The following is a 25,424-nucleotide window of genomic DNA, read 5'->3' on the forward strand; positions in this document are numbered from 1 at the left end:
CGCCTGCTACGGCTTCTACCGCACCGCCGACGGCCGGCAGGTCGCGGTCGGTGCGCTGGAGGCGAAGTTCTGGGACGACCTGTGCCGCATCCTCGAGCGCCCCGACCTCGTGCCGCTGCATCGCAGCGGCAATAACGCGACAGAAGAGGCCCTGCGCGCGGAGCTGGCCGCGATCTTCGGCGCCCGGCAGCTAGCGCATTGGCGCAGCCTGTTCCACGACGGTGTCGGCTGCGTCACGCCGGTGCTGCGCATCGACGAGGCACTGGACCATGCGCACTTCCGCGCGCGCGGCATGCGGGTGGCGGACGAAGCGGCGGCAGCACTTCAACTCGGCTGTCCCGTCAAGATGACCGGCTTCGTGCCGTCCGCTCCGCGGCCCGCGCCGCGGGCCGGGGAACACACCGACGAGATCTTGCGGCAGGCCGGCCTCGACGCAGCGGCCGTGGCCGCGCTGCGCAGCGCCGGCGCCGTCGGTTGAAACGCCGTCCCGGCACCGGTCTGAGCGGCAGCGGACGCTGCCTACAATCGGCCGGGCCGCCACCGCCACTCTCAATGACGCTCACCCACCACACCATCGCCATCCAGCAGGTCCATGGCATCCTGATGGGGGTGCGGCATCGCGGGCTCGACGCCGCGCCGTTGCTGGCCCGGGCGGGCATCGCGACCTCGCTGCTGGAGTCGCCGTTGGCGCGCATCTCGCAGCGCCAGTACGCGCTGCTGATCCGTGCCTTGCGGCGCGAGCTGCGCGACGAACTCTGGGGCCTGCTGAGCCATCCGCTGCCGCCCGGGAGCTTCGGCCAGTGCATGCGGCGGCTGGTGCGCTGCGCCACGCTGGGCGAGGCCCTGCGGGAAGGTTTCGCTTGCTATCACCTGCTGCTGAAGGACTTCGTGCCGCGGCTGTCGGTGGCCGACGGCAGTGCGCATGTGCAGTTCGTGCTGCGGCGTGCCTCCGATGCGCGGCTCGACTATGCGATCAAGGCCTTCATGCTGCTGGCCTTCAATGCCTTCTCCTGGCTCGTGGCGCGCCGCATCCCGGTGCTGGCGGTCGACTACACGGCCGAGCACACGATCACCGACATCTCGCGCGTCTACCAGGTGCCGGTCCGCTACGGCCAGCCACACGTCGGCCTGTCCTTCGAGGCGCGCTGGCTCGACTTGCCGGTGGTGCAGTCGCCGCAGAGCCTGGGCGAATTCCTGGCCGGCTCGCCGGCCAACCTGATCGTCAAGTACCGCGACACCAGCAGCCTCACCGAGCGCATCCGCCGGCTGCTGCGCAAGCGGCTCGGCGACGAGCTGCCCTCGCTCGAGGAAGTGGGGGAGGCGTTGGCGGTGACGCCGCAGACGCTGCGCCGCCGGCTGCGCGACGAGGGCCGCGGCTTCCAGCAGATCAAGGACGAACTGCGGCGCGACGCCGCGATCGAGTACCTGCTGCACACGCCGTTGCCGCTGCTCGACATCGCCAACCGCGTGGGTTTCTCGGAAGCCAGCACCTTCCATCGCGCCTTCAAGCAGTGGACCGGCGTGGCCCCGGGCGAGTACCGCCTGGTGCACGGCGCCGAACGCTGAGGCCCCCACGCTCGTCACTTGGTGACGGCCCGGCGCCGGTCTGAGCGGATCCGCCAAGCCCTTTGGCGCTTCCCGCCATTCGTCCGGCGCGCGTCACGGCCTAAGCTGTGCCGCATGTACCTGACCCAAGGCCTGCATCGCGCGCTCCAGCGCAATCCCGACAAGACGGCGCTCACTCACGTCGGCGAAGCCGGCACGCGCCGCCACACGCATGCGCAGCTCGCGGACGGCATCGCCCGCCAGGCGGCCGCGCTGGCCAAACGCGGCATCGCGCGCGGCGACCGCGTGGCGCTGCTTTCGCCCAACAGCGACCGGCTGGTGTGCACCATGCTCGCGTGCTGGTGGCTCGGCGCCATCGCCTGTCCGCTGAACATCCGTTGGAGCACGCCCGAGCTGGCCTTCGCGCTCGAGGACAGCGAGGCCTCGCTGCTGCTCGTCGACGAGTCGCTCGCCGCGCAGGTGCCCGGCGGCGCGCCCGCCACGCTGCACCTGAGCGCGTTCGAGGAAGAAGGCGCGAGGCTGGCGCCGCTGCCCGACACCCGCACCAGCGGAGACGCGCTCGCGGCGATCCTCTACACGGGCGGCACCACGGGCCGGTCGAAGGGCGTGATGCTGAGCCACGCGAACTTCTGGAGCGCGTCGATGACGCGCGGCGCAGAACTCAACAACGCGCCGGACTCGGTCTCGCTGCTCGTGGCGCCGCTGTTCCACGTGGCCGGGCTTGGCCGCCTGGTGGGGCAGTTGATTGTCGGCGGGAGCTGCGTGACGATGGCGCAATTTCGTCCCGCGTCGGTGATCGAGGCGATCGCGGCGCACGGCATCAGCGACATCATGGTGGTGCCGAGCATGCTGCAGTCGCTGCTCGATGACCCCGCATTCACGCCCGAGCGCGTGCGCAGCCTCGACCGCATCGCCTTCGGCGCCGCGCCGATGCCGCCCGACCTACTCGACCGGGCGCTGGCCGCATGGGCGCATGCCGAGTTCTTCCAGGCCTACGGGCTCACCGAAACGGCGGGCGCGGTGTGCATCAACCTGCCCGCGAACCACCGGCCCGAGGCGCGCGCGCTGGGCCGCCTGAACTCGGTGGGCCGCGCGGGCCTCGGCGCGGAAATCATCGTCGCCGACGAGAGCGGCCGCGAATTGCCGTGCGGCGAAGTGGGCGAAGTGCTGACGCGCGGACCGATGGTCATGCAGGGCTACTGGCGCAATCCCGAAGCCACGGCCGCCGCCTTTCGCGATGGCTGGTTCCGCACCGGCGACGCGGGCCGCATGCTGCCCGATGGCCATCTGTTCATCGTCGATCGCCTCAAGGACATGATCATCAGCGGCGGCGAGAACGTGTACTGCGCCGAGGTGGAGGCCGCGCTGCGCAGGCATCCGCAGGTCGCGAACGCGGCGGTCATCGGCGTACCGGATGTGCGCTGGGGCGAGGCGGTGCATGCCGTCGTGGTGACGGGCGGGGATGCCTCCATCACCGTGGACGAACTCCGCGCCTGGTGCCGCGAGCGCCTCGCGGGCTACAAGTGTCCCCGTGGCATCAGCTTCGTACCCGATCTGCCGATGTCGGCGGCCGGCAAGGTGCTCAAGAACGTGCTGCGTGAAAGGGTGCGCGCGTGAAGCCGGTGGCGTTCGATGACCGGCGCAACGTCTTCGCCCAGGTGCCCTTCATGCGGCTGCTGGGCGTGCGCCGCGAGTTCTCCGAAGGCGGGCGCGCTCGCCTCGTCATCGACGCGCGGCCGGACCTCGGCAACGTCATCGGCGCGGTGCATGGCGGCGTGGTGGCCACGCTGCTCGACGTGGTGATGGCGAGCGCGGCCGTGTCGCTGTTCGACTTCGAGCGCACCGCCGTGACGCTCAACCTCAACACGAGTTTTCTGCAGCCGGGTCGCGGCACGCTCACGGCGGATGGCGAAGTCGTTCGGCACGATGGCGGCGTCGCCTGGTGCAGCGCCTCGCTCCGCGATGCCGCCGGGCGTGTCGTCGCTCAGGCCCAGGGCTCCTTCCGCTATCTGCCGCTGCCGCGGGCCACTTGAATTTCCGCCCACCCGAATGACAGGAGACTCCATGAACCCACCCTTCCGCTCGATGCGGCGTCGCTCGGCCGTCGCTGCGCTGCTCGCGCTCGGCGCCGCCGCGGCGGCCGCTCCCGCCTTCGCCGCCGACCCGTTTCCGAGCAGGCCGATCACCCTGGTGATGCCTTTCCCTGCCGGCGGCTCCTTCGATCCGATGTTCCGCGCGTTGGCCGACGTCGCATCGCGCGACCTTGGCCAACCGATCGTGCTGATGCACCGGCCGGGCGCCGGCGGCATCACGGGCCCGGGCTCGGTAGCGCTGATGAACGAGGCCGACGGCTACACGCTGGCCGTGATGCACAACTCGGTGATCCGCGCGCCGTTGCTGCAAAAGGTCAACTGGGATCCGCTGCGCGACTTTAGCTACCTGGCCGGCCTATTCGGAATGGCCACCGGCATCGCGGTGGCCAGCGACGCGCCGTGGAAGACACTGGACGAACTGCTCGCCGATGCCAAGAAGCGGCCCGGCGCGATCAGCTGGGGCACCGTGGGCGCCACCAGCATCAACCGCATCTATGGCGAGCGGCTCGCGCGCATGAACGGCACGAGCTTCAACATGGTGCCTTTCAAGGGCGGCGGCGAAGCCTTCACGGCGCTGATCGGCCACCATCTCGACGTCTATGGCGACCCGGGCTTCGGCCCGCAGGTGCAGGGCGGCAAGGTGCGGTTGCTGGCCACCTTCACCGCCGAGCGTCTGCCGCGCTATCCGGGCGTGCCGACGCTGAAGGAGCTCGGCCACGACCTCGTCATCGAGTCGCCGGTCGGCCTGGTGGCGCCGAAGAACCTGGACCCGAAGATCGCCGCGCGGCTGGTCGCCGCCTTCCGCAAGGCTGCTGCCGATCCGGCCTACCTGAACCAGCTGGAGCAGTTCGACATGCAGCCGAAGTGGATCGACGGCGATGCCTACGCCGCCTATGCCAAGGCGCAGTTCGGGCGCGACGCGAAGATGTTGGCCGAGCTCGGCTTCAAGCCGGAGTGAACACCATGGACTTCTCCGCCTTCGACTTCAAGGGCCGCCATGTATTCGTGGCCGGCGGCTCCAGCGGCATCAACTTCGGCATCGCCCAGGCCTTCGCCCGTGCGGGTGCGCGCATCACGGTGCTCAGCCGTTCGCCCGACAAGGTCGCGACGGCGGCGCAGCAGCTCGAAGCGCTCGGCACCGAGGCGCTCGGGATTCCGGCGGACGTGCGCCAGCCGGCGGCGCTAGAGACTGCCTTCGCGCAGGCCGCGAGCCGCTTCGGTCCGATCGACGTGCTGGTCTCGGGCGCGGCGGGAAACTTCCTCGCCAGCGCGCTTGACATGTCGCCCAACGCCTTCAAGACGGTGGTCGACATCGACCTGCTCGGCAGCTTCAACGTCGCCCGGCTGGCGCATGCCCACCTGCGTAGGCCGGGCGCCTGCGTGGTCCAGATCTCCGCCGGGCAGGCTTTCATCCCGACGCCCTTCCAGGCCCATGTCTGCGCAGCCAAGGCAGGCGTCGACATGCTGACGCGGGTGCTGGCGCTCGAATGGGGGCCGCAGGGCATCCGCATCAACTCCATCGTTCCCGGACCGATTGCCGACACCGAGGGGCTGAAGCGCCTCGCGCCGACCGACGAGACGATGAAGGCGATGGCCGAGCGCGTGCCGCTCAAGCGCCTCGGCCGCATCGATGACATCAGCCGCATGGCGATGCTGCTGGCCAGCGAGTGGGGCGCCTACATCACCGGCGCGGTCATTCCCGTCGACGGCGGCCTGGGGTTGACAGGACCGCGCGACTTCACCGCGGCGGCGTCGGCATCGCAGCGGGAGGAGGCATGAGAGTCCACCTCGCCGTGACGCCGCGGGAGCAGGGCGACAAGCCGCGCAGCGGGCCGCTGCGCTACGTTCCATTCTCGGAGCACCTCGGCCTGCGGGTCGAGCGCGCCGAAGCCGGCGAATCCATCGTGTCGGTGGAACTGCGCCCCGAGCTGCTGAACAACCATGACCGCGGCCATGGCGGCGTGCTGATGACCCTGCTCGACAGCGCGATGGCGCATGCCGCGCTGTCGCGCGTGGCCTATGGCCGCGAGGTCGTCACGGTCGATATGCATATCGCCTTCATGCGGCCCACCAGCGGACGGCTGCAGGCCAAGGGGATCACCACCGGCGGCGGCCGCTCGGTGTGCTTCTGCGAAGCCGCCGTCATCGACGCCGGCGGCGAGGTGGCGGCGCGCGCCATGGGCACCTTCCGCTATTGCGACCTTGCGTGAACGTTTCGGCCAATCGTTTTGGCCCGATCCGCGATTGTCGAGGCCGGCGCATCGGCCGAGACTTGTCTTCATCGTCCCCAGTCCCATCAGGAGTTTCCATGACGCGTATGCAGCGCCCCGTCCATGTGGTCGGCGTGGGCATGATCCCCTTCACCAAGCCCGGTGCCAGCGACCCCTACACCGTGATGGGCGCGCGCGCCGCACGGCTCGCGCTCGACGATGCCGGCGTCGACTATGCGCTCGTGCAGCAGGCCTACGTGGGCTATGTCTACGGTGATTCGACGGCCGGCCAGGCGGCCATCTACGGCGTCGGCCTGACCGGCATCCCGGTCTTCAACCTCAACAACAACTGCTCGACCGGATCGAGCGCGCTGTTCCTCGCGCGCCAGGCGGTCGAGAGCGGCATGGTCGAATGCGCGATCGCGCTCGGCTTCGAGCAGATGCAGCCCGGCGCGCTCAAGGGCGCCTACGATGACCGGCCGTCGCCGATGGCGCGCTTCGCCGAGGTCATGACCGAGAAGCAGGGCTTCGTCCCCGAGGCGCCGCGCGCGGCGCAGTTCTTCGGCGGCGCCGGCCGCGACTACATGGCGCAGTACGGAATTCGCCGCGACACCTTCGGTCGCATCGCGGTCAAGGCGCGGCAACACGCGGCCCGCAACCCGCTCGCGGTGTTCCGCCAGACGCTGACGCTCGACGAGGTGATGGCTTCGGCACCGGTGTTCGATCCGCTCACGCGCTTCCAGTGCTGCCCGCCGACCTGCGGCGCGGCCGCGGCGATCGTCTGCTCGGCCGAGTTCGCGAAGAAGCATGGCCTGGACATGCGGGTCGTGATCGCGGCGCAGGCGATGACGACCGATACGCCGTCGACCTTCGAGAGCCGCGACATGCGCAAGCTGGTGGGCTACGACATGACGGCCGCCGCGGCCCGCCAGGTGTACGAGGACGCCGGCATCGGCCCCGAGGAACTCGACGTCGTCGAGCTGCACGACTGCTTCACCGCCAACGAGCTGATCACCTACGAGGCGCTGGGCCTGACGCCCGAAGGCACGGCCGAGCGCTTCATCGTCGAGGGCGACAACACCTATGGGGGCCGGGTGGTCACCAACCCCTCGGGCGGCCTGCTGTCCAAGGGGCATCCGCTCGGCGCCACCGGGCTCGCCCAATGCGCGGAGCTGGTGTGGCAGCTGCGCGGGCGGGCAGAGCAGCGCCAGGTCGAGGGCGCGCGCCTCGCGCTGCAGCACAACCTGGGCCTCGGCGGCGCCTGCGTCGTCACGCTCTACCAATCGGTGCAATGATCGACCGCCGCCATATCGGCCACACGCTGCCGCCGTTCCAGGTCGAAGTGGAGACGGGCCGCCTGCGCTTCTTCGCCAAGGCCACCGGGCAGACCGACCCGGTCTATGTCGACGAAGCCGCCGCCCGCGCCGCGGGACACCCGGGCCTGCCGGTGCCGCCGACCTTCCTGTTCTGCCTCGAGATGGAGGCGCCCGATCCCGCCGCCATCCGTGAGCTGCTGGGCATGGACTACCGCAGCCTGCTGCACGGCGAGCAGGGCTTCGTCTACCACGCGATGGCCTACGCGGGCGATACGCTGAACTTTCAGCAGCGCATCGCCGACATCTACGACAAGAAGGGCGGCGCGCTGGAATTCGTCGTGCGCCTGACGCGCGTCACCAACCAKCGTGGCGAACTCGTCGCCGAACTGCGCTGCGTGACCGTGGTGCGGAATTCATGAAAGGAAGCCAGCCGATGAACACCACCCTCCCCGACTGGCACGCTCTGCAAGCGGGCGACACCCTGCCGCCGCTGGAGCTTCCGGCCCTCAGCCGTCTCACGCTGGCGCTGTACTGCGGCGCCTCCGGCGACCACAACCCGATTCACGTCGACACCGACTTCGCGCGCTCCGCCGGCATGCCGGACGTTTTTGCGCACGGGATGTTGTCGGCCGCATGGCTGGGCCGGCTGCTGACGCACTGGGTGCCGCAGTCGGCAATCCGATCGCTGGACATTCGCTTCGCCGCCATCACGCAGGTGGGCGAGCACATCCGCTGCACCGGCAAGGTCGCCGAGAAGTTCGAGCACGAAGGCAGGCGCTGCGTGCGACTGCACGTAGACACCACTAACCAGCATGGCGCTCCCAGGCTGGCCGGCGAGGCGTTGGTCGCCTGGCCGTGAATCAGAAACAAGGAAGAGACACATGAACCGAAAACTCGAAGGCAAGGTCGCCATCGTCTCCGGCTCCGGCCGTGGCATCGGGCGCGAGATCGCGCTCAAGCTGGCAAAAGAAGGCGCGCGCCTGGTCATCAACGACCTCGATGCCGATCCGGCCGCGCAGACCGTCGCCGAGATCGTGGCCGCGGGCGGCAGCGCCATCGCCTGCGTCGGCAGCGTGACCGACGCCGTCTTCGCCGACCGCTTCGTGGGCACCGCCGTCGAGACCTACGGCGGCCTGGACATCATCGTCAACAACGCCGGCTACACCTGGGACAACGTGGTGCAGAAGATGACCGACGAGCAGTGGGAAGCGATGCTGGCCGTGCACCTGACCGCGCCCTTCCGCATCCTGCGCGCGGCCTCCGGCTTCATCCGCGACGCGGCCCGGCGCGAGGTCGACGAGGGCCGCGAGCTGTTTCGCAAGGTGGTCAACATCTCGTCCACCTCCGGCGTGTACGGCAATGCGGGCCAGGCCAACTACGCGGCCGCCAAGGCCGGCATCAACGGCCTGACCAAGGCGATGGCCAAGGAATGGGGCCGCTACAAGGTCAACGTCAACAGCGTCGCCTTCGGCCTGATCAAGACCCGTCTGACCGAGGCGGACGCCGCCGCCGGCGCCAGCATCGACATCGAGGGCCGGCAGATCAAGGTCGGCGTCAACCCGCAGATCCTCAAGAACGCCGAGGCCCTGATTCCACTGGGCCGTGGCGGCACGCCTCAGGAGGCGGCCGGTGCCGTCTACATGTTCTGCATCCCGGAATCGAACTACGTCAGCGGGCAGGTGCTGGTCTGCGGAGGCGGGCGGCCGTGAACGCCACGCGGCCGTGGATGAACGAAGAGCTGCAGATGCTGCGCGACAGCGCGCGCCGGTTCTTCGAGCGCGAATGCGTTCCCAACGAGTCGCGCTGGCGCGCGCAGCAGCATGCCGATCGCGACATCTGGACCCGAGCGGGCCAGGCCGGCCTGCTGTGCGCGAGCCTCCCGGAGGCCTACGGTGGCGGCGGCGGGAGCTTCCTGCACGAGGCGGTGATTTGCGAGGAGCAGATGCGCGCGATGGCGCAGAGCTTCAGCAACAACGTGCACAGCGGCATCGTGGCCCATTACCTGCTGGCCTACGGCACCGAGGAACAGAAGCGCCGCTGGCTGCCCCGCATGGCCAGCGGCGAGCTGGTGGCGGCCATCGCGATGACCGAGCCCGGCGCCGGCACCGACCTGYAGCGCATCAAGACGAAGGCGCGGCGCGATGGCGGTCATTGGCGCATCACCGGCAACAAGACATTCATCACCAACGGCATGCATGCCGGGCTGGTCTGCGTCGCGGCGAAGACCGATGCCGCGGGCGGCGCCAGGGGCATCTCGCTGCTGATGGTCGAGACCGAAGGCACGCCGGGCTTCCGTCGTGGTCCGCTGCTCGACAAGATGGGCCAGAAGACGCTGGACACCACCGAGCTGTTCTTCGACGACGTGCGCGTGGGCGTCGACTGCCTGCTCGGCGGCGAGGAGGGCCGCGGCTTCGCGCAGCTCATGCAGCAGCTGCCGCGCGAGCGCATGCTGATCGCGGTCGGCGCGGTCGCGACCATGCAGCGGGCGATCGCCGAGACCGTGGCCTATGTGCGCGACCGCCAGGTCTTCGGCGAGCCGCTGCTCAAGATGCAGAACACGCGCTTCAAGTTGGCCGAATGCGAGACCCAGGCGCAGGTGGCGCGCGCCTTCGTGGACGATTGCATCGCCCGCCTGATGGCCGGCCAGCTCGACGTGCCGACCGCGGCGATGGCCAAGTGGTGGACCACCGATGCCTGCTGCCGCATCGTCGACGAGTGCCTGCAGCTGCACGGCGGCTACGGCTTCATGAACGAGTACCCGATCGCGCGGCTCTATGCCGATGTGCGCGTCGGCCGCATCTACGGTGGCGCCAACGAGGTGATGAAGGAGATCATTGCCCGGGCACTGGAGCGGGAGTTATGAATCCGGCGCCGCACTTGCGCTTCTGGCCCAAGGGCGTGGCGCGCGTGCTGCGGGTGCCGCGCGCGACCTTGCCCGAATGCCTGGAGACGGCGGCGAGCCGCTTTCCCGACAAGCCGGCGATCGCCTACTGCGGCGCGATGACCACCTATGCCGATCTGCGGCGGCGCGTCGACGCGCTGGCCGCCTACCTGCAGCAGCGCCTGGGCGTCGCGCCGGGCGAGCGGGTGCTGCTCGCGAGCCAGAACTGCCCGCAGTTCGTCATCGCCTTCTACGCCGTGCTGCGCGCCGGTGCCGTCGTGGTGCCGGTGAACCCCATGAGCAAGTCCGCGGAGGTGCGCCACTATGCCGTCGACAGCGGAGCCCGCGTCGCCTTCGCCGCGCAGGACCTGCTGCCCGTGCTGGCGCTGGGCGAGGGGGAGGGCGAGCTGCGCCACGTCATCGTTCATGCCTATTCGGATGCCATCGCGCCGGCGGGCGACGACGAACTGCCCGGCTGGGTCACGGCGCCCCGCGCACAGCGCGAGGACGATGCGTCGCTGCATGGCTTCGAACAGGCGATCTCGCTGGCGCTTTCGCCCACCACGCCGGCCCTGTCGCCCGACGATCTGGCCGTGCTGCCCTACACCTCCGGCACCACGGGACATCCCAAGGGCTGCATGCACACGCATGCGACGCTGCTGGCCTCGCTGGCTTCCTCGGCGGTGTGGAAGCAGCTGCACGTCGAAACGGTGACGCTCGCGGTCGCGCCGCTCTTTCACATGCTGGGCCTGCAGAACGGCATGAACCTGCCGATCTTCCTCGGCGCCACTGCGGTGATGATGCCGCGCTGGGATCCCGCGATGGCCGCGCGCCTGATCGAGCGCCACGCGGTCAGCGCCTGGTCGGCGCCGCCGGCGATGGTGATCGACCTGTTCTCGCATGCGCAAGCACAGCGTCACGACCTGTCCAGCCTGGCCCTGCTCTCGGGCGGCGGCGCTGCGATGCCCGAAGCGGTCTCGGCCATGCTTTCGCAGCGCTACGGCCTGGCCTACAACGAGGGCTACGGCCTTACGGAGACTGCGTCCTTCCTGCATGCCAACCCGATCGCGCGCGGCAAGCGCCAGTGCCTGGGCATGCCGACGCAGGGTGTCGATTCGCGCATCGTCGACCCGGTCAGCCTCGAGCCGCTGCCGCCCGGCGGAGTCGGCGAGCTCGTGACGCGCGGCGCGCAGCTGATGAAGGGCTACTGGCGCAATTCGGCCGCCGACCGCGATGCCTTCATCGAGATCGACGGCCAGCGCTTCTTCCGCACCGGCGACCTGGCCTCGATGGACGAGGAGGGCTATTTCTTTCTGCGCGATCGCCTCAAGCGGATGATCAATGCGTCCGGCTACAAGGTTTGGCCCACCGAGGTCGAGAACGCGATGTACCAGCATCCGGCGATCCACGAGGCCTGCGTGATCGCGGTGCCGGACGGCAGGCGCGGCGAGACCGTCAAGGCGCTGGTGGTGCTGAAGCCGCAGCAGCGCGGCCGCGTCAGCGAGCAGGACATCGTGGCCTGGTGCCGCGACTGCATGGCGGTCTACAAGGCGCCCCGTGTCGTCGAGTTCCTCGACAGCCTGCCGAAGTCCGGCACCGGAAAGATTCTCTGGCGCGAACTGCAGGAAGCGCATCGCGCCGCCGCCCAGGAGCCCCCTCCATGAACGAGCTCACGACGCTGCGCTGCGTGCGCCAGGGCGGCACCGCCGTGCTGACGCTGGACAGCCCGGCCAACCGCAACGCCTTCAGCGCCGCATTGCGCGACGAACTGGCCCAGGTCATCGCGCAAATACGCGCCGATGCGGAGGTCCGCGCGCTGGTGCTGACCGGTGCCAACGGCCAGTTCTGTTCCGGCGGCGACCTGCGCGGCATAGCCGACGCCGACCTCGACAACGCCGGCTGGCGCACCCGCATGCAGGGCACGCAGCGCTGGTTCAGCGACCTGATCCTGATGGACAAGCCGGTGATCGCCGCCGTCGACGGCGCCGCCTACGGCGCCGGCTTCAGCCTGGCGCTGGCCGCCGACTTCGTGCTGGCGTCGCCGCGGGCGCGCTTCTGCATGTCCTTCCTCAAGCTGGGCCTGGTTCCGGACTGCGGTGCCTTCTACCTGCTGCCGCGCGTGGTGGGTGCCCAGCGGGCGCGCGAACTGATGCTGTCGGCGCGCGAGGTCGGGGCCGTCGAAGCCCGCGACCTCGGCATTGCGATGGAACTGCACGACGCCGACCATCTGATGCCGCGCGCGCTGGCCCTGGCCGAGAGCTTCGCGGGTGCGTCGCCGCTGGCCGTGAGCCTGGTRAAGCGCGCCACCGGCGATGCCGGGGCCCTGGCCGCACTGTTCGATGCCGAGGCCAACGCGCAGGCGCTGGCCTTCGGCAGCGCCGAGCACCGTGACGCGGTGCAGCGCTTTCTCGACAAGCAGCCGCTGCCGTTCCAGTGGCCGGCGAACAAGGAGAGTGCATCGTGACTTCGGACACCGCCATCGGCGTACAGGCCTTCCACCAGCGAGAGCTCGACGCCGGCCGATTCCTGCTGCAGCGCTGCGCCGATTGCGGCCGCCATGTCTACTACCCGCGCGAAAGCTGCCCGCATTGCGGCAGCACGGCGCTCGAATGGACGGCGCCCGTCGGCCTCGGAACCGTGCATGCTGTCACCACGGTGCGGCACAAGCCCGCCGACGGCGGCGACCTCAATGTCAGCCTGATCGACCTCGACGAAGGCGTGCGGCTCATGAGCCGGGTCGACAACCTCTCGCCCGACGCGGTGCGCATCGGCCAGCGCGTCAAGGCCAGGGTGCAGCTGAAGGATGGGCGCGGTCTGCTGCTGTTCGACGCGCTCGAAGGAGCCAAGCCATGAGCGCCGGACTGAAGGCGCTGCGTGGCAGCGCCGCCATCGCGGGCGTCRCCACATTCGGCTGCGGCGAGGCGCCCGGCTTCACCGACATGGAGCTGCTGGCGCGCTCGGCCCGGGCGGCCGTGGCCGACGCCGGCCTCGCGATGAGCGACATCGACGGGCTCTGCACCGCGAGTGCTTCGGCCGCGATGTGGCCCTTGCCGGTGGTCGAGTACCTCGGACTGAATCCGCGCTACATCGACGGCACGATGCTGGGCGGCAGCAGCTTCGTCGCGCACCTGCTGCCGGCGATGCAGGCGATCCGCTCCGGCCAGTGCAGCGCGGTGCTGGTCTGCTATGGCAGCGCACAGCGCAGCGCCGCTTTCGGGCGGCGCGAGATCGTCGCGGCGCGCCGCTTCCTCGACCCGCAGCCCTACGAGCAACCCTACGAGCCGATGCTGCCGGTGTCCGCCTATGCGCTGGCCGCCTCGCGCCACATGCACGCGTTCGGCACCACGCGCGAGCAGCTGGCCGAGGTCGCGGTGGCCGCCCGCGCCTGGGCGCGGCTCAACCCGGAAGCCTTCATGCGCGATCCGCTGACGCGCGAGGACGTGCTGGCTGCCCGGATGGTCTCGGACCCCCTGACCGTGCGCGACTGCTGCCTGGTCACCGATGGCAGCGGCGCGTTCGTGCTGGTGAGCGCGGAGCGCGCGCCGGACCTGCCGAAGAAGCCTGTCTACGTGCTGGGCAATGCCACGGCGGTGTGGAACCGGCAGATTTCCTCGATGGCGGACCTCACGGTCACGGCGGCCAGCCAGTCGGGCCGCGAGGCCTTCGCAATGGCGGGGCTCGCGCCGGCGGACATCGACGTCGTGCAGCTGTACGACGCCTTCACGATCAACACGCTGCTGTTCCTCGAAGACCTGGGCTTCTGCCGCAAGGGCGAGGCCGGCCGCTTTGTTGCCGACGGTGCCATCGCACCCGGCGGCAGACTGCCGGTCAATACCAACGGCGGCGGATTGTCCTGCGTGCACCCCGGCATGTACGGCATCTTCGCGCTGATCGAGGCGGTGCGGCAGCTGCGCGGCGAAGCCGGCGAGCGGCAGGTGGCGGGGGTCCGCACCGCGCTCGCGCACGGCAACGGCGGGATGCTGTCGAGCCAGGCCACCGCGATCCTCGGTACCAACGACACGCTCTGATTTCTATTCACCCCCAGAGGAGACAAAAGCCCATGAAGACATCGAAGATGCGCAGGCTCTGCGTGGCGGCCGGACTGGCCAGCCTGCTGGCCGTTCCGGCCTTGGCGCAGACGAGCTATCCCAGCCAGCCGCTGAAGCTGATCGTGCCGTACCCCGCCGGCGGTGCCACCGACACTCTGGCGCGCACCATCGCACAGAAGCTGCAGGAAGCCTGGGGGCAGGTGACGATGGTGGAGAACCGGCCCGGCGCCGGTGGCACCATCGGCAACCAATTCGTCGTCAAGGCGCCGCCCGACGGCTACACGATGCTGATCGGCATCACGGCGCTGATCCAGCAGCCGCCGCTCATGGACAAGCTGCCCTACGATCCGCTCAAGGACCTGGCGCCGGTCACGATGATCGCGCGCAGCCCGAGCCTGCTGGCGGTGCCGCTCGATTCGCCCGCCAGGACCCTGAAGGACTTCATCGCGATGGTGAAGGCCAGCCCCGGCAAGTACAACTTCGGCAGCTATGGCGCCGGCACCTCGGCCCACATCCAGGGCGCGCTGCTGAACATGCAGGCCGGCATCGACCTGGTGCATGTGCCTTTCCAGGGTGCTGCGCCGCTGGTCACCAACCTGGTCGGCGGCCAGCTCGCTTCGGCCTTCATCGACAGCGCAAGCGCCCGGCCGCACCTGAAATCGATGCGGCCCCTGGCGGTGACCGGTACCCAGCGCATGCCGGGGCTGCCGGACGTGCCGACCTTCGTCGAGCTGGGTTATCACTCCTTCGATCCCTATGGCTGGTTCGGCGTGTTCCTTCCGGCCGGGACGCCGGCGCCGGTGGTCCACAAGCTGTCGGAGGAAATCAACCGCATCCTGCGTCTGCCGGATGTCACGGCAAAGATCGAGGCGCTGGGCCTGCAGGTCGCGGATTGCACGCCGGAAGAGTTCCGGAAGGTGCTGCGTGCGGACGCCGCGATCTACGCCAGGATCGTCAAAGACGCCAACATCACGCTGGCGCAGTGAGCGCGCGTCGCTTCAACGCGCGGGCATCAGCTGACAAGCGATTCAGAGCAGGCCTGCGTTTTGTGCCGAGTCGAGCACGGCGCGGGTTAGGCTTCTGAACTGTGCGCCGAGGTCCGACGAGGACGAGGAAACGAAGCTGCTGCTCCACACCACGCGGCCATTGCGAACATCGGTCACGCGGCCATTGGCCGAAAAGCCGGTGCTCCCCCAGCCGCCTCCCACTGGAAAGCTCAGACCGATGCCGGCTCCACTGTTCCTGCCGAAGCTGAAGCCGCCAACGCCAACGGACAGTCCGGATCCCAGCGCGGTCGTTGCCGGCGCCAGCGTCAGAATGAACACGGCGTTGGYTCCGACGGCGGCCGCACTCGTTGCCAGCTGACTCTCCAGTTCGCGGCCGAACAGCTGGGTCGCTGCCGGAACGACGACGGGGTGAGCGCCTCTCAGTTCAAGCTCTTGAATGAGGCCGTCCTGGCACAACTGGCGGGTCGTAAGATCGAAGGTCTCGCAGGCGATGAGAGTCTTGTCCATTCTCAAGATCCTGGAGTCCTTTCCCAGCGCCGGATCGGTCCACTCCCCCCAAGGCTGAGGCGCAGTTGCGCATGCCGCAAGAACCAGCGTCAGGAGCGCAGTGGCTCTTCGGAGGCTGAACATCGCCCCCACGGTGATTGCCAAGATTCGGTGTGTCATCGTCTACCCCTTGCCTGCGCACTCGCGGAGCCGCCTTGTCGAGTCGAAGCGCCATATTGACCTTCACCGCGAGAGCGCGGGGCAGTCCGGGACTCCGCCTTCGCGTAGGTGGGATTCGGATCCGCCTCGCCCGTCGCGGGCCGCCCGAGAACGAGGCCTGCTCGGGCTACTTGGAAAGCTTGAACAGATTGGATGTGCCCGGAATCTTGACCTTCATGTCGGCGGCATCGGCGCAGAACCCAGGCAGGTCGCCCCGGTGCGATCCCATCACGGCGCCGGTCACCATGCCCAGGTGCATCAGGAAGATCTCCTTGCGAAACCGCAGTTCGTTCCCGGTCGCCGGGCCCTTGGGCCTGTTCTGTGGCTGCAGGAATTTCGTGCGGATCAAGGTGTCGACCTTCGCTTGGTCGATTTCCAGCGTGTCGCACATCGCCGACGCCGCGCTGAAGTAGCCGACATAGAACATCAGCCCACGCTGCTCCGGCGTCCACCAGGGAGTCATGGTGTCGACCAGTACTTTCATGACCTCGGCCTTGCCGGCCTCGCTCGGCGCGATGTCGGGTGCCGGTGCCGGAGGGGGAGGCGGCACCGGCGCCGCAACCGGTGGTGGCGCGGGCTTGGCGCTGTCTTGCTGCGGCGCGGTGGTGCAGGCGGCGAGCGCCGCCATACAAAGAAGGCAGGCGATGTTTCTCATSCGTCGCCCTCAGTACTGAAAAACCTGTGCAGACCAGTCCGCTGCGTAGACCATGCCCCTGAAGCAGGCGCGCTGGGCGCCGTAGCACATGACACCGGGGGCCGGAGAGAAGGACACGTTGTCGGTCGGTGGTGGCGGCGGCGGATAGGGGTTGGCGCCGTAGCCGTAGGGCGGGTACGGGTACGGGTATTGGTACTGGTGCTGCTCCCGGTCCTTGGCGATCGCCGCCGCGATGACGCCGCCGATCGCGACGGCCGCCAAGGCTGCCGCTGCATTGTTCGCAGACGAGTCGTGACGAGGCGGCGGAGAGTGCCGGGGCTGGGCGAACGCCGTGGACGACACCGCCATCGTGAGTCCGGCTGCTGCGGCGATCAGGGTTTTCACGACATCTCCAAGGAGTTGAATCGCTGAGTACGCAGCAGTCATGCTATCGGCCGGAGGGCAGCCTGTCGATGTTCGGAGGTCGCCCAGGGGGCGCCACGCCGGCACCTTCGATGCCGTGCTTCTGCAGCGATGCCGCGACGAAGCCGGAGGCCTTCATCTCCTCGATGAAGCCGCTGAGCCAGGCCTGGGTCGCGACCCGGCCCTTGGGCACGCCCATCGCCTGTTCGATGACCATGAAGCGTCCTGGCAGAAGGCGGACGCCGCCGACGCGCTTGGCGTCCGCTTCCAGCTGCTGCTTCACGCCGGCGGCAACCTCGAGCTTCTGCGCCAGGAACAGGTTGGTCACCTCGGGTGAGGTCGGCGCGCGCACCAGGGTCGCGGATTTCAGTGCGCGCGTGAGGTACAGGTCGTAGGCGCTGCCGCGGCCGACGGCGACACGGGTGCCTGGGCGGTCGACGTCGTCATTTTGTTGCAGCGGCGAGCCGGTGCGCACCAGGTAGGCCCCTTCGATGATCACGTAGGGCGCGGTGTATTCCATGTCCGCCGCGCGCACCGGGTCGATTGCGACGAAGGCCAGGTCGACCTGCCGCGCCTTCACGGCTTCGACCACGTTGCCGGCGGAGTTGAACGCCACCAGTTCGATCGGCAGGTCGAGGCGGCGGCCTGCCTCGCGCGCGAGGTCCACCGAGACGCCCTGGAGGTCGCCCGCTGCACTGCGACTCGCGAGGATGGGATTGCCGAGGTTGATCGCGACCCGCAGTTTGTTCGCGCCGCCGAGCTCGGCGATGACGCCGGCCCGCGCGTCGGTGGGCTTGCTGGCGCAGCCCGCGAGGATGGCGGCGATTGCGGCGGCCAGGATCAGGGAGAGGAGCTTCTTCATGGGCGTCATTCGATGGCGGTTGCTTGGGGGCGCACTACCTGTCCAGCCCGTAGTAGCTCATCTCGTAGTCATGGAACAGCGCGTTGCGGCCTTCGGCCGTCGTGCCTGCATACGGCGACCCGCTGGTCGAGCCCGTCGATTTCTCTGCGAACCACAGGTAGGCGCCGTTGTTGGATCGGTCGCTCTGGCGCCAGGTCGGCAGGCCGTCTCCATTGGGGTCGCCCGTCTTGACGAAATTGGCCCAGTACGATGACGCCTGCTCCGCCAGTTCGAAATCGGAGGGTCTCCATGCACGCTGGCCGGGCTCGTTGCGCAGCGAGTTGAAGACGTACCAGAGATCCGACGAATGCCACGAGCCGTAGTACTCGCGGTCGCGTCCGGGCGTGGGGTGATCGAAGTAGAAGACAAAGACCTTGCTGCCGGGGTTCTGCGCCTTCAGCACCGTGCCCGCGATCCGGTTCTGCTCGAGCGCCATGTCGGCCTGGGCCTTGAGATGCTGGCGGTAGGCATCTGTCCGGGTGGAGGCCGGGTACAGCTTCTCGAACCGGTACCTGGCGTAGAGGTCTTCGCCCAGCAGCTTCTTCCAGTACGCATGGAAGTCTGCGACTTCCATCTGCTTGTCCGGCGCGCCATCCAGCGCCGTCCGCTCGTCGGCCACGGTGCCGACCATGACGTCCACGCCGTTGAGCGCGCCGGCTTTCAGCAGGTCGACCGATTCCCGGCTCAGGACCGTGCCGTCGATGGCCGCGTACTTCCCGCTCGTCACGGCGAACATCGGGTCGGCCTTGGCCTCGTCCTTGTAGAACTCCTCCGCCGGGATCTTTCTGAGGTCGTCGAGGGTCTTGCCGGGAAAGAGCTTCTGGAACGCGGGGGCGGCCGCGGCCGCCTTGTCCTCGAGCGCCACSAAGTTCAGCTTGTCCGGCTGCGCCATGACGGTGGGGCTGCTGTGCATGATGGCGCGCTGGAATAAGCCCTTCGACAGCGGCGTCGACATCAGGGCCCGCACGTTGCGCGATCCGGCCGACTGGCCGGCGATCGTCACCCGGCCGGGATCGCCGCCGAAGGCCCGGATGTTCTTGCTGACCCACTTGAGCGATTCGACGCCGTCGAGGATGGCGAAGTTACCGGCGCCGTATTCGTTCATGCCAGGCAGGGCGAGGAATCCCATGAGGTTCAGGCGGTAGGCCGTGGTCACGACGATGATGCCCTTGGCGGCCAGCCTGGCGGCATTGAATTCGACCTCAGAGACGTTGCCGTGCCGGTTGCCGCCGCCGTGGAAGAACACCATCACCGGCAGCGTGGCGCCGGCGGCCTTCTGCGGCGCCCAGATGTTCAGGTAGAGGCAGTCTTCGCTGTCCTTCGGATCCTTGGACGAGTCCCAGTAGAACTCGTTGAAATAGAAGGTCCCGGGTGGATTGGCGTTGGCGAGCTGAAAGCATCGGTTGGGCCATGCGGCGCCGTCCCGCACGCCGGACCATGCCTGCACCGACTGGGGCGCCTTCCAGCGATTGGGGCCCACGGGAGGCGCCGCGAACGGGACCGCCCTGAAGAGCGTCACGCCCGGCGCTTCGGTCGCGACGCCGCGGATCTTCCCGCCTTCGATCGACAGGACCGGGTCCGTGGCCTGGGCCGACACGCTCGATACGGCGCTCCCCAGCAGGAGCAGGATGAGAAGCATCGCCTTGGATTTCATCGGTTGTTCTCCTGGATGCAGGGGGAGGCATGCGTGGTGGCTGAAGGCTCCGCCTAGGGGGCCTAGGGGCCTAGGGGCCTAGGGGCGCGCCAGTCGGGTCAGTTCGCGGACGTCCGAAGCCGCGCCAAGCGCCCAGCAGGCGCCCAGCAGCGCGGTCGTCTGCGGCGCGCCGAGGATCGCGTCCGACAGGCCGTGGAACTTGCGCTCCAGGTCGGCGTCGCTCATCGGGCGCTGCAGCGAGCCGATCGCATGCGCGACGAACACATGCTCGCGGCGGCCGTCCGTGAGCACCGCTGTGACGTCTGCGCTGGCCTCGTCGATGCCATCGTCGACCGTCGCCACGACCTTCCGGCGCAGCGCGACGACGTCGGGCCGGTTCACGATCTCGTCGGCGAACTCCTCTTCCGCCGCCCGCCCGAACACCAGCCCGGCCGCGCAGCCGTGGTAGACGCTGAACTTGCCTTGCAGGCCGTCGGCCGGCTCCTTCTTGCCGGTGAGCTCGAGCACCAGCGAATGGACCTTGAGTTCGATGCGCTCGACCTGCTCGGGCTGGACGCCGCGATCGCGCAGCTGCACGCAGGCATCGATGCTCGGATGGATCACGATGCCGCAGGCGAAGGGCTTGTAGCTGTTGAACGAGATCTCGAAGCGCTCGCCGAGTTCGTCTGTGACCTCGTTCCAGGCGTACTTGGTCGACACCACCTGGGCCCAGCCGCGCGGCGCCTCAATCGCCCGCGGGCTCGCGGTGTAGCCATGCTGCGCCATCAAGGCCGCCATCAGCCCGGCACGCGCGGCGCCGCCCGGATGGAAGGGCTTGGTCATGGTGCCGAACTGCTCGCGCAGGCCGACCGGCTGCGAAGCCGCGATGCCGAGCGCCATCGCGGTGCGGTCGGCGTCTAGCCCGAGCAGGCGGGCGCAGCCGGCCGCCGCGCCCAGCATGCCGGTGGTGCCCGTGATGTGCCAGCCGCGGTCGTAGTGGTCGGGATAGACCGTGTTGCCGAGCCGGCAGGCGACGTCGATGCCGAGCACCAGCGCATCGAGCACCGCGCGGCCGCTGGCGCCGGTGTGCTCCGCCAGCGCCAGCAGCGCCGAGGCGACCGGGCCGGCCGGATGGATGATGGTCTTGAGGTGCGTGTCGTCGAAGTCGAAGGTGTGCGAGCTGATGCCGTTGAGCAGCGCGGCGCTGCCGATGTCGACCTTTTCGCTGCGCCCGAGCAGGGTGGCTTGCGGCGCCGGTTGCAGCACCTGCACGGCGGCCAGCGCGGCTTCGACCGCTTCGTGCCGTGCCGCGCCGACGGCGCAGCCCAGCCAGTTGAGGAAGGTCCGATGGGCCTCGTGGTCGACCGCGTCGCTCCAGCCGCGCGAGGCGTGGCCGGCGACGTAGTCGGCAAGGATGCGGGTGACGAGGGGGGCGTTGTGGTCGGCGGCGACCTGGGTATTGCGTGCCATGAATGAAAAGTCTTCGCTTGATCGGTGGGAGTGGAAAAGGAAAGTCGGGGCTCAGTTCTCGAGCTGGATATTTCGGTCGCGGGCGAGCTGGGTCCAGCGCGCCACGTCGGCGCGGATGTAGTCGCCGAACTGCTGCGGGCTCATCGGCATGGGCTCGATCGCTTCGATCGCCAGCTTCTCGCTCATGTCGGGGGCCTTGAGCACCGTGTTGAGCGTTTCGTTGAGCACCCGCACCACGTCGGCGGGCATGCCGGCCGGTCCGACCACGCCGTACCACTGCATGGCGTCGAAGCCCTTCAGGCCCAGTTCCTCGAGCGTCGGCACGTCCTTGATCTGCGGATGGCGGGCCTTGCCGGTGACGGCCAGCGGCCGGGCACGCCCCGACTTGATGTGCGGCATGGCGGCGGCCAGTCCCGGGAACATGGCCTGGGTCTGTCCGCCCATCAGGTCGGTGAAGGCCGGCGCGATGCCGCGGTAGGGCACGTGGGTCATCTGCAGGTCGGTCTGCTGCTTGAACAGCTCCATGGTCAGGTGGGTCAGCGATCCGGCCCCGGCCGAGCCGTAGCTCAGCTTGTTCGGGTTGCTCTTCGCATAGGCGACAAATTGCGCGAAGTCCTTGGCCGGCACATCGACGTTGACCACCAGCACGTTGGGCGTGCCGCCGATCATGCCGATCGGCGTGAAGTCCTTGACCGGGTCGTAGGACAGCCGCCGCGTCGCCGGACTGGTGCCATGCGTGGCGACATAGCCCTGCATCAGCGTGTAGCCGTCGGCCGGCGCATGGGCGGTGTTCTGGGAGGCGATGACACCGCCGCCGCCGCCCTGGTTGTCGACCACGAAGGTCTGGTTGAGCAGCTTGCCCCATCGCTCGGTCACGGTGCGGCCCACCATGTCGCTGCCGCCTCCCGCCGCCACCGGCACGATGTAGCGGATCGGCCGGTTCGGGAAGGCCTGGGCGCGGGCGAGGCCATGAAGGCCCGTCAGGGCGAAGGGGAGGGCGAGGGTGAAGGCGCGGCGTTGCATGGATTTGTCTCCTGATAATTGTTCGGGGTCACGCGGGCGCTGCCGTTCAGGGCGGGCAGCGCTGCAGGCGGTCGTAGGCGTCGTTCACGTGGCGCGCCATCAGTTCCTCGCAGCGGGCGATGTCGCCCTTGCGTAGCGCGCGGGCGATCTTGGCGTGCTCGGCGATCGATGCCCGCATGCCGGTGTCCTGCGACAGGTTCTTCAAGCGCGACAGGTGCAGCTTCTGCACCACGCCGCGGTAGCTGTCCGCCAGGGCGTGGTTGCCGGCGGCTTCGACGATCGCCCAGTGGAAGTTCAGGTTCTCGAGGTAGTAGCGCTGCACCTCGTGCGCGGCCGCGGCGGCCTTCATGGCGGCGATGAAGGCGTCGAGCCGATCGGCCAGCGCGATGCGGGGTTCGTCCGCGAGCCGGGCGGCGCGCCGCCCCGCCAGGCCATCGAGCAGGCCGCGCATCTCGTAGAGATCGCGGACCTCGTCCGCGCTGGGCTCGCGCACGAAAACGCCGGCGTGCTTGCGCGCCACCACCAGCCCGGTGCTCTCGAGCTCGCGCAGCGCCTCTCGCACCGGCACCCGCGAGATGCCGAGCCGGGCGGCGACATCGGGCTCGTTGATGCGCTGGCCGGGCAGAAGTTCGCCGCGCAGGATCATCGTCAGCATGTCGTCGCGGACCAGTTTGGCGAGCGGGACATCGCGCACGGCGGACAGGTCTTCAGGGGTGGGTCGGGCGAGCCAGGGCAGCATGGAACATCTTTCGTCTTCGAAATATCGTATACGACTCGGCGGTGAAATGCGATAGAAATGTTCTCTATTTCAATAAAAGTGTTGACACTTAAGCTGGTCAGTGAAAACAATCCACCGTTCAAAATCACCCGCGGCCACCGAATGCCCCACCTGCCAGCCTCCTCCGCCCTGCAACGCTTCCGTGTCGTCGACCTGACCCAGGTTCGCGCCGGCCCCACGGCCTGCCGCCAACTGGCCGACTGGGGCGCCGACGTCATCCAGGTCCAGATGCCCGAGCACATGCGCGGCGACGACACGCTGGGCGGGCAGGACGGCTCCGACTACCAGTACACCCATCGCAACAAGCGCTCGATCACGCTGAACCTCAAGGAGGACGCGGGCGTCGCGACGCTGAAGCGGCTGATCGCCGGCGCCGACGTGGTGGTCGAGAACTTCAGGCCCGACGTCAAGGTCCGGCTCGGCATCGACTACGAATCGCTGGCGCCCGACAACCCCGGCCTGGTCTACGCCAGCATCTCCGGCTTCGGCCAGACCGGCCCGCTGGCGACCCGTCCGGGCTTCGACCAGATCGCGCAGGGCATGGGCGGCCTGATGTCGGTGACCGGCCTGCCCGCCGACGGCCCGGTGCGGGTCGGCATCCCGATCGCCGACCTCTGCGCCGGCATCTTCGCGGCGCAGGGCATCCTGGTCGCGCTGCTCGAGCGCGAGGCCTCCGGCCGCGGCCAGTGGCTGCACACCTCGCTGCTGGAGTCGATGGTCTACATGATGGATTTCCAGACATCGCGCTACCTGATCGATGGCGAAGTCGCGAGCCAGGCCGGCAACTTCCACCCGACCAGCATCCCGACCGGGGTCTACAAGGCGCGCGACGGCTACCTCAACATCGCGGTCTTCGGCTCGAAGATCTGGGAGCGCTTCTGCCAGATCCTCGGTGCGCCCGAATGGATCACCGACCTGCGCTACCACGACAAGCCCTCGCGCTCGGTCAACCGCGATGCGCTCAATGCCGAGATCGAGCAGCGGCTGGCGGCGCAGGACCGCAGCCACTGGATCGAGCGGTTCAATGCCGGCGGGGTGGCTTGCGGCCTCATCAGCGACATGCGGGAAGTCTTCGCCGAACCGCAGATCGAGCACCTGGGCATGGTCAAGGAAGTGGTCTCGCCTCGGCTCGGCCGCCAGCGGCTGGTCGGCCAGCCGATGCAACTCGAGCGCACGCCCAGCACCATCGCCCGCGCCGCGCCGCGCCGCGGCGAGCACACCGAGGAAGTGCTGCTCGAACTGGGCATCGGCGCCGACGAGATCGCCCGCATGAAAGCCACCGGAGTCTATTGAGATGTCGAACCCCACCTATGCATCGCCTACCGAGCGCGTCCAGACCTGGCTCGATGCATCCACCCTGCATATCCGCTTCAACAACCCCGCGCGGCACAACGCGCTGTCGGTCGACATGTGGGAAGCCGTGCCGCCGCTGCTGCGCATCGCGCAGGACGACGACCGGGTGCGCCTGGTCGTCTTCTCGGGCGCCGGCGAGAAGGCCTTCGTCTCGGGCGCCGACATCTCGCAGTTCGAGGACATGCGCGCCGCGCGCGAGGCCGTGTCCCGTTACGAGGCGATGGCTGAGGAGGCGCTGATGACGATCCACGACATCCCGAAACCGACTTTGGCTTGCATCCGCGGCTGGTGCATCGGCGGCGGCGTCAACGTGGCGATCAGCTGCGACATCCGCATCGCCGCGGCCGATGCCGTGTTCTCGATTCCCGCGGCACGGCTGGGCCTGGGCTATCGCTACTCGGCGATGAAGAACCTGGTCGACCTGATCGGACCGGGGGCGGCCAAGGACCTGTTCTTCACCGCCCGGCGCATCGATGCGGCGGAGGCGAAGTCGCTGGGCCTGGTCTCGCGCTTCTGCGCGCCCGAGGCGCTCGACGCGCTGCTGGCCGAATACACCGGCGCCATCGCCGACAACGCGCCGCTGACCATCGCGGCCGGCAAGGCGATCACGCGCGAGATCCTCAAGCCCTCGCCCGAGCTCGACCTGGCGCTGTGCACTTCGCTGATCCGCGGCTGCTTCGAGAGCGCCGACTACACCGAGGGCCGCAGCGCCTTCATGCAGAAGCGCAAGCCGGTCTTCAAGGGCCGCTAGCCACACGAACGACGAGAGAGAGAGAGACACCATGCAGTCCTACTGGATGCAGATGAGCGACACGGCCACCGTGCTTGAACTGCGCGAGACCCCCATGCCGCAGCCCGGTCCGCAGCAGCTGCTGCTGCGCATGCGGGCCGCGGCGCTCAACCGCGGCGAGTTCGTGGCCGGCCATGGCCTGCACGGCGAGGCCGGCAGCTGGAAGGCGATCGGCGGGGAGGGCGCCGGCGAAGTGGTCGCCGTGGGCGCCGAGGTCACGCGCTTCAAGCCGGGCGACCGGGTGATGGGGCGCTGCGCCGGCGCCTTTGCCGAGTACGCGCTGATGGACCAGGCCGAGGCCATCGCGGTCCCCGCCGCCCTGTCCTGGGAAGAGGCGGCTGGCATCGCGATGACCTTCCTGGTGTCCTACGACATGCTGGTGCTGCAGGGGCGCGTCCAGCCCGGCGAGTGGGTGCTGGTCAACGGGGTGTCCTCGGGCGTCGGCGTGGCCTCGCTGCAGCTCGCGAAGGTGCTGGGGGCGAAGGTCATCGGGACCTCGGGCTCGAACGACAAACTGGCCATGCTGCGGCCGCTCGGCCTGGACGTCGCGATCCGCACCCGGGCCGCCGACTTCGCCGGCGCGGTGCTGGAG

28 protein-coding genes are annotated in these 25,424 nt (G+C 69.0%); 20 read left to right on the plus strand and 8 right to left on the minus strand.

What is annotated here, in order from left to right; translation table 11 throughout:
• The 17 genes from AC1DY5_RS07315 to AC1DY5_RS07395 all read left to right on the plus strand — a co-directional run.
• A partial coding sequence (locus AC1DY5_RS07315; protein ID WP_478110203.1) for a CoA transferase occupies nt 1–478 on the plus strand: 478 nt, incomplete at its 5' end.
• A 74-nt stretch (nt 479–552) separates the two neighbouring features.
• Nucleotides 553–1,566 carry an AraC family transcriptional regulator gene (locus AC1DY5_RS07320; RefSeq protein WP_478110207.1) on the plus strand — a complete coding sequence of 338 codons (1,014 nt, stop codon included), beginning with the start codon at nt 553–555 and terminating at the stop codon, nt 1,564–1,566.
• A 114-nt stretch (nt 1,567–1,680) separates the two neighbouring features.
• Nucleotides 1,681–3,183, plus strand: a complete 1,503-nt coding sequence (locus AC1DY5_RS07325; protein WP_478110209.1) for a class I adenylate-forming enzyme family protein — start codon at nt 1,681–1,683, stop codon at nt 3,181–3,183.
• A complete protein-coding gene (locus tag AC1DY5_RS07330; protein WP_478110212.1) occupies nt 3,180–3,599 on the plus strand; it encodes a PaaI family thioesterase in 420 nt (139 codons plus the stop codon). The genes AC1DY5_RS07325 and AC1DY5_RS07330 overlap by 4 nt, the downstream gene beginning before the upstream one ends.
• Nucleotides 3,600–3,630: 31 nt before the next feature.
• A complete protein-coding gene (locus AC1DY5_RS07335) occupies nt 3,631–4,617 on the plus strand; it encodes a tripartite tricarboxylate transporter substrate binding protein (protein ID WP_478110215.1) in 987 nt (328 codons plus the stop codon).
• Between the two features lie 5 nt (nt 4,618–4,622).
• Entirely contained in the window at nt 4,623–5,438 is an 816-nt protein-coding gene (locus AC1DY5_RS07340; RefSeq protein ID WP_478110218.1) for an SDR family oxidoreductase, read from the plus strand.
• A complete protein-coding gene (locus AC1DY5_RS07345) occupies nt 5,435–5,869 on the plus strand; it encodes a PaaI family thioesterase (RefSeq protein ID WP_478110221.1) in 435 nt (144 codons plus the stop codon). The genes AC1DY5_RS07340 and AC1DY5_RS07345 overlap by 4 nt, the downstream gene beginning before the upstream one ends.
• Nucleotides 5,870–5,976: 107 nt before the next feature.
• The gene (locus AC1DY5_RS07350) at nt 5,977–7,164 is read left to right on the plus strand and encodes a lipid-transfer protein (RefSeq protein WP_478110271.1); all 1,188 of its coding nucleotides are present in this window, start codon (nt 5,977–5,979) and stop codon (nt 7,162–7,164) included.
• The gene (locus tag AC1DY5_RS07355) at nt 7,161–7,604 is read left to right on the plus strand and encodes a MaoC family dehydratase N-terminal domain-containing protein (RefSeq protein WP_478110224.1); all 444 of its coding nucleotides are present in this window, start codon (nt 7,161–7,163) and stop codon (nt 7,602–7,604) included. Before AC1DY5_RS07350 ends, AC1DY5_RS07355 begins: the two co-directional genes overlap by 4 nt.
• Nucleotides 7,605–7,618: 14 nt before the next feature.
• Nucleotides 7,619–8,044 (plus strand): MaoC family dehydratase, encoded by a 426-nt coding sequence (locus AC1DY5_RS07360; RefSeq protein WP_478110228.1) that lies wholly within the window; start codon nt 7,619–7,621, stop codon nt 8,042–8,044.
• A gap of 22 nt (nt 8,045–8,066) precedes the next feature.
• Entirely contained in the window at nt 8,067–8,894 is an 828-nt protein-coding gene (locus tag AC1DY5_RS07365; RefSeq protein ID WP_478110231.1) for an SDR family NAD(P)-dependent oxidoreductase, read from the plus strand.
• Between the two features lie 17 nt (nt 8,895–8,911).
• Nucleotides 8,912–10,048 (plus strand): acyl-CoA dehydrogenase family protein, encoded by a 1,137-nt coding sequence (locus tag AC1DY5_RS07370; RefSeq protein ID WP_478110273.1) that lies wholly within the window; start codon nt 8,912–8,914, stop codon nt 10,046–10,048.
• Nucleotides 10,045–11,730, plus strand: coding sequence for a long-chain-fatty-acid--CoA ligase (locus tag AC1DY5_RS07375; RefSeq protein WP_478110233.1), 1,686 nt, complete (start codon nt 10,045–10,047; stop codon nt 11,728–11,730). The genes AC1DY5_RS07370 and AC1DY5_RS07375 overlap by 4 nt, the downstream gene beginning before the upstream one ends.
• Nucleotides 11,727–12,530, plus strand: coding sequence for an enoyl-CoA hydratase/isomerase family protein (locus AC1DY5_RS07380; protein ID WP_478110235.1), 804 nt, complete (start codon nt 11,727–11,729; stop codon nt 12,528–12,530). The genes AC1DY5_RS07375 and AC1DY5_RS07380 overlap by 4 nt, the downstream gene beginning before the upstream one ends.
• Nucleotides 12,524–12,919: a Zn-ribbon domain-containing OB-fold protein gene (locus tag AC1DY5_RS07385; protein WP_478110275.1), complete on the plus strand. Its 396-nt coding sequence runs from the start codon at nt 12,524–12,526 to the stop codon at nt 12,917–12,919. Before AC1DY5_RS07380 ends, AC1DY5_RS07385 begins: the two co-directional genes overlap by 7 nt.
• On the plus strand, nt 12,916–14,094 hold the full coding sequence (locus tag AC1DY5_RS07390) for a thiolase (protein WP_478110237.1): 1,179 nt from the start codon (nt 12,916–12,918) through the stop codon (nt 14,092–14,094). Before AC1DY5_RS07385 ends, AC1DY5_RS07390 begins: the two co-directional genes overlap by 4 nt.
• 32 nt (nt 14,095–14,126) lie before the next feature.
• Nucleotides 14,127–15,101: a Bug family tripartite tricarboxylate transporter substrate binding protein gene (locus tag AC1DY5_RS07395; protein WP_478110239.1), complete on the plus strand. Its 975-nt coding sequence runs from the start codon at nt 14,127–14,129 to the stop codon at nt 15,099–15,101.
• A gap of 42 nt (nt 15,102–15,143) precedes the next feature.
• On the opposite strand, the gene AC1DY5_RS07400 is transcribed toward AC1DY5_RS07395, so the two are convergent.
• From AC1DY5_RS07400 to AC1DY5_RS07435, 8 genes are all read right to left on the minus strand, one after another.
• Nucleotides 15,144–15,773: a hypothetical protein gene (locus AC1DY5_RS07400; RefSeq protein WP_478110241.1), complete on the minus strand. Its 630-nt coding sequence runs from the start codon at nt 15,771–15,773 to the stop codon at nt 15,144–15,146.
• Nucleotides 15,774–15,954: 181 nt separating this feature from the next.
• On the minus strand, nt 15,955–16,482 hold the full coding sequence (locus AC1DY5_RS07405) for a hypothetical protein (RefSeq protein ID WP_478110243.1): 528 nt from the start codon (nt 16,480–16,482) through the stop codon (nt 15,955–15,957).
• 9 nt (nt 16,483–16,491) lie between these two features.
• Nucleotides 16,492–16,866, minus strand: coding sequence for a hypothetical protein (locus AC1DY5_RS07410; protein WP_478110245.1), 375 nt, complete (start codon nt 16,864–16,866; stop codon nt 16,492–16,494).
• A 43-nt stretch (nt 16,867–16,909) separates the two neighbouring features.
• Nucleotides 16,910–17,746 (minus strand): ABC transporter substrate-binding protein, encoded by an 837-nt coding sequence (locus AC1DY5_RS07415; protein ID WP_478110247.1) that lies wholly within the window; start codon nt 17,744–17,746, stop codon nt 16,910–16,912.
• Between the two features lie 34 nt (nt 17,747–17,780).
• On the minus strand, nt 17,781–19,439 hold the full coding sequence (locus AC1DY5_RS07420; protein WP_478110251.1) for a carboxylesterase/lipase family protein: 1,659 nt from the start codon (nt 19,437–19,439) through the stop codon (nt 17,781–17,783).
• Between the two features lie 78 nt (nt 19,440–19,517).
• On the minus strand, nt 19,518–20,888 hold the full coding sequence (locus AC1DY5_RS07425) for an MmgE/PrpD family protein (RefSeq protein WP_478110256.1): 1,371 nt from the start codon (nt 20,886–20,888) through the stop codon (nt 19,518–19,520).
• A gap of 51 nt (nt 20,889–20,939) precedes the next feature.
• Nucleotides 20,940–21,911, minus strand: a complete 972-nt coding sequence (locus tag AC1DY5_RS07430) for a Bug family tripartite tricarboxylate transporter substrate binding protein (RefSeq protein ID WP_478110260.1) — start codon at nt 21,909–21,911, stop codon at nt 20,940–20,942.
• 46 nt (nt 21,912–21,957) lie between these two features.
• On the minus strand, nt 21,958–22,650 hold the full coding sequence (locus AC1DY5_RS07435) for a GntR family transcriptional regulator (RefSeq protein WP_478110262.1): 693 nt from the start codon (nt 22,648–22,650) through the stop codon (nt 21,958–21,960).
• 141 nt (nt 22,651–22,791) lie between these two features.
• Here AC1DY5_RS07435 and AC1DY5_RS07440 point away from each other — a divergent pair, with 141 nt between their 5' ends.
• The 3 genes from AC1DY5_RS07440 to AC1DY5_RS07450 form a co-directional block, all read left to right on the plus strand.
• A complete protein-coding gene (locus tag AC1DY5_RS07440; RefSeq protein ID WP_478110263.1) occupies nt 22,792–23,982 on the plus strand; it encodes a CaiB/BaiF CoA transferase family protein in 1,191 nt (396 codons plus the stop codon).
• Between the two features lies 1 nt (nt 23,983).
• Entirely contained in the window at nt 23,984–24,793 is an 810-nt protein-coding gene (locus tag AC1DY5_RS07445; RefSeq protein WP_478110266.1) for an enoyl-CoA hydratase, read from the plus strand.
• Nucleotides 24,794–24,824: 31 nt separating this feature from the next.
• A partial coding sequence (locus tag AC1DY5_RS07450; RefSeq protein WP_478110268.1) for a quinone oxidoreductase family protein occupies nt 24,825–25,424 on the plus strand: 600 nt, incomplete at its 3' end.

Source organism: Variovorax sp. P4_D9 (assembly GCF_056401695.1).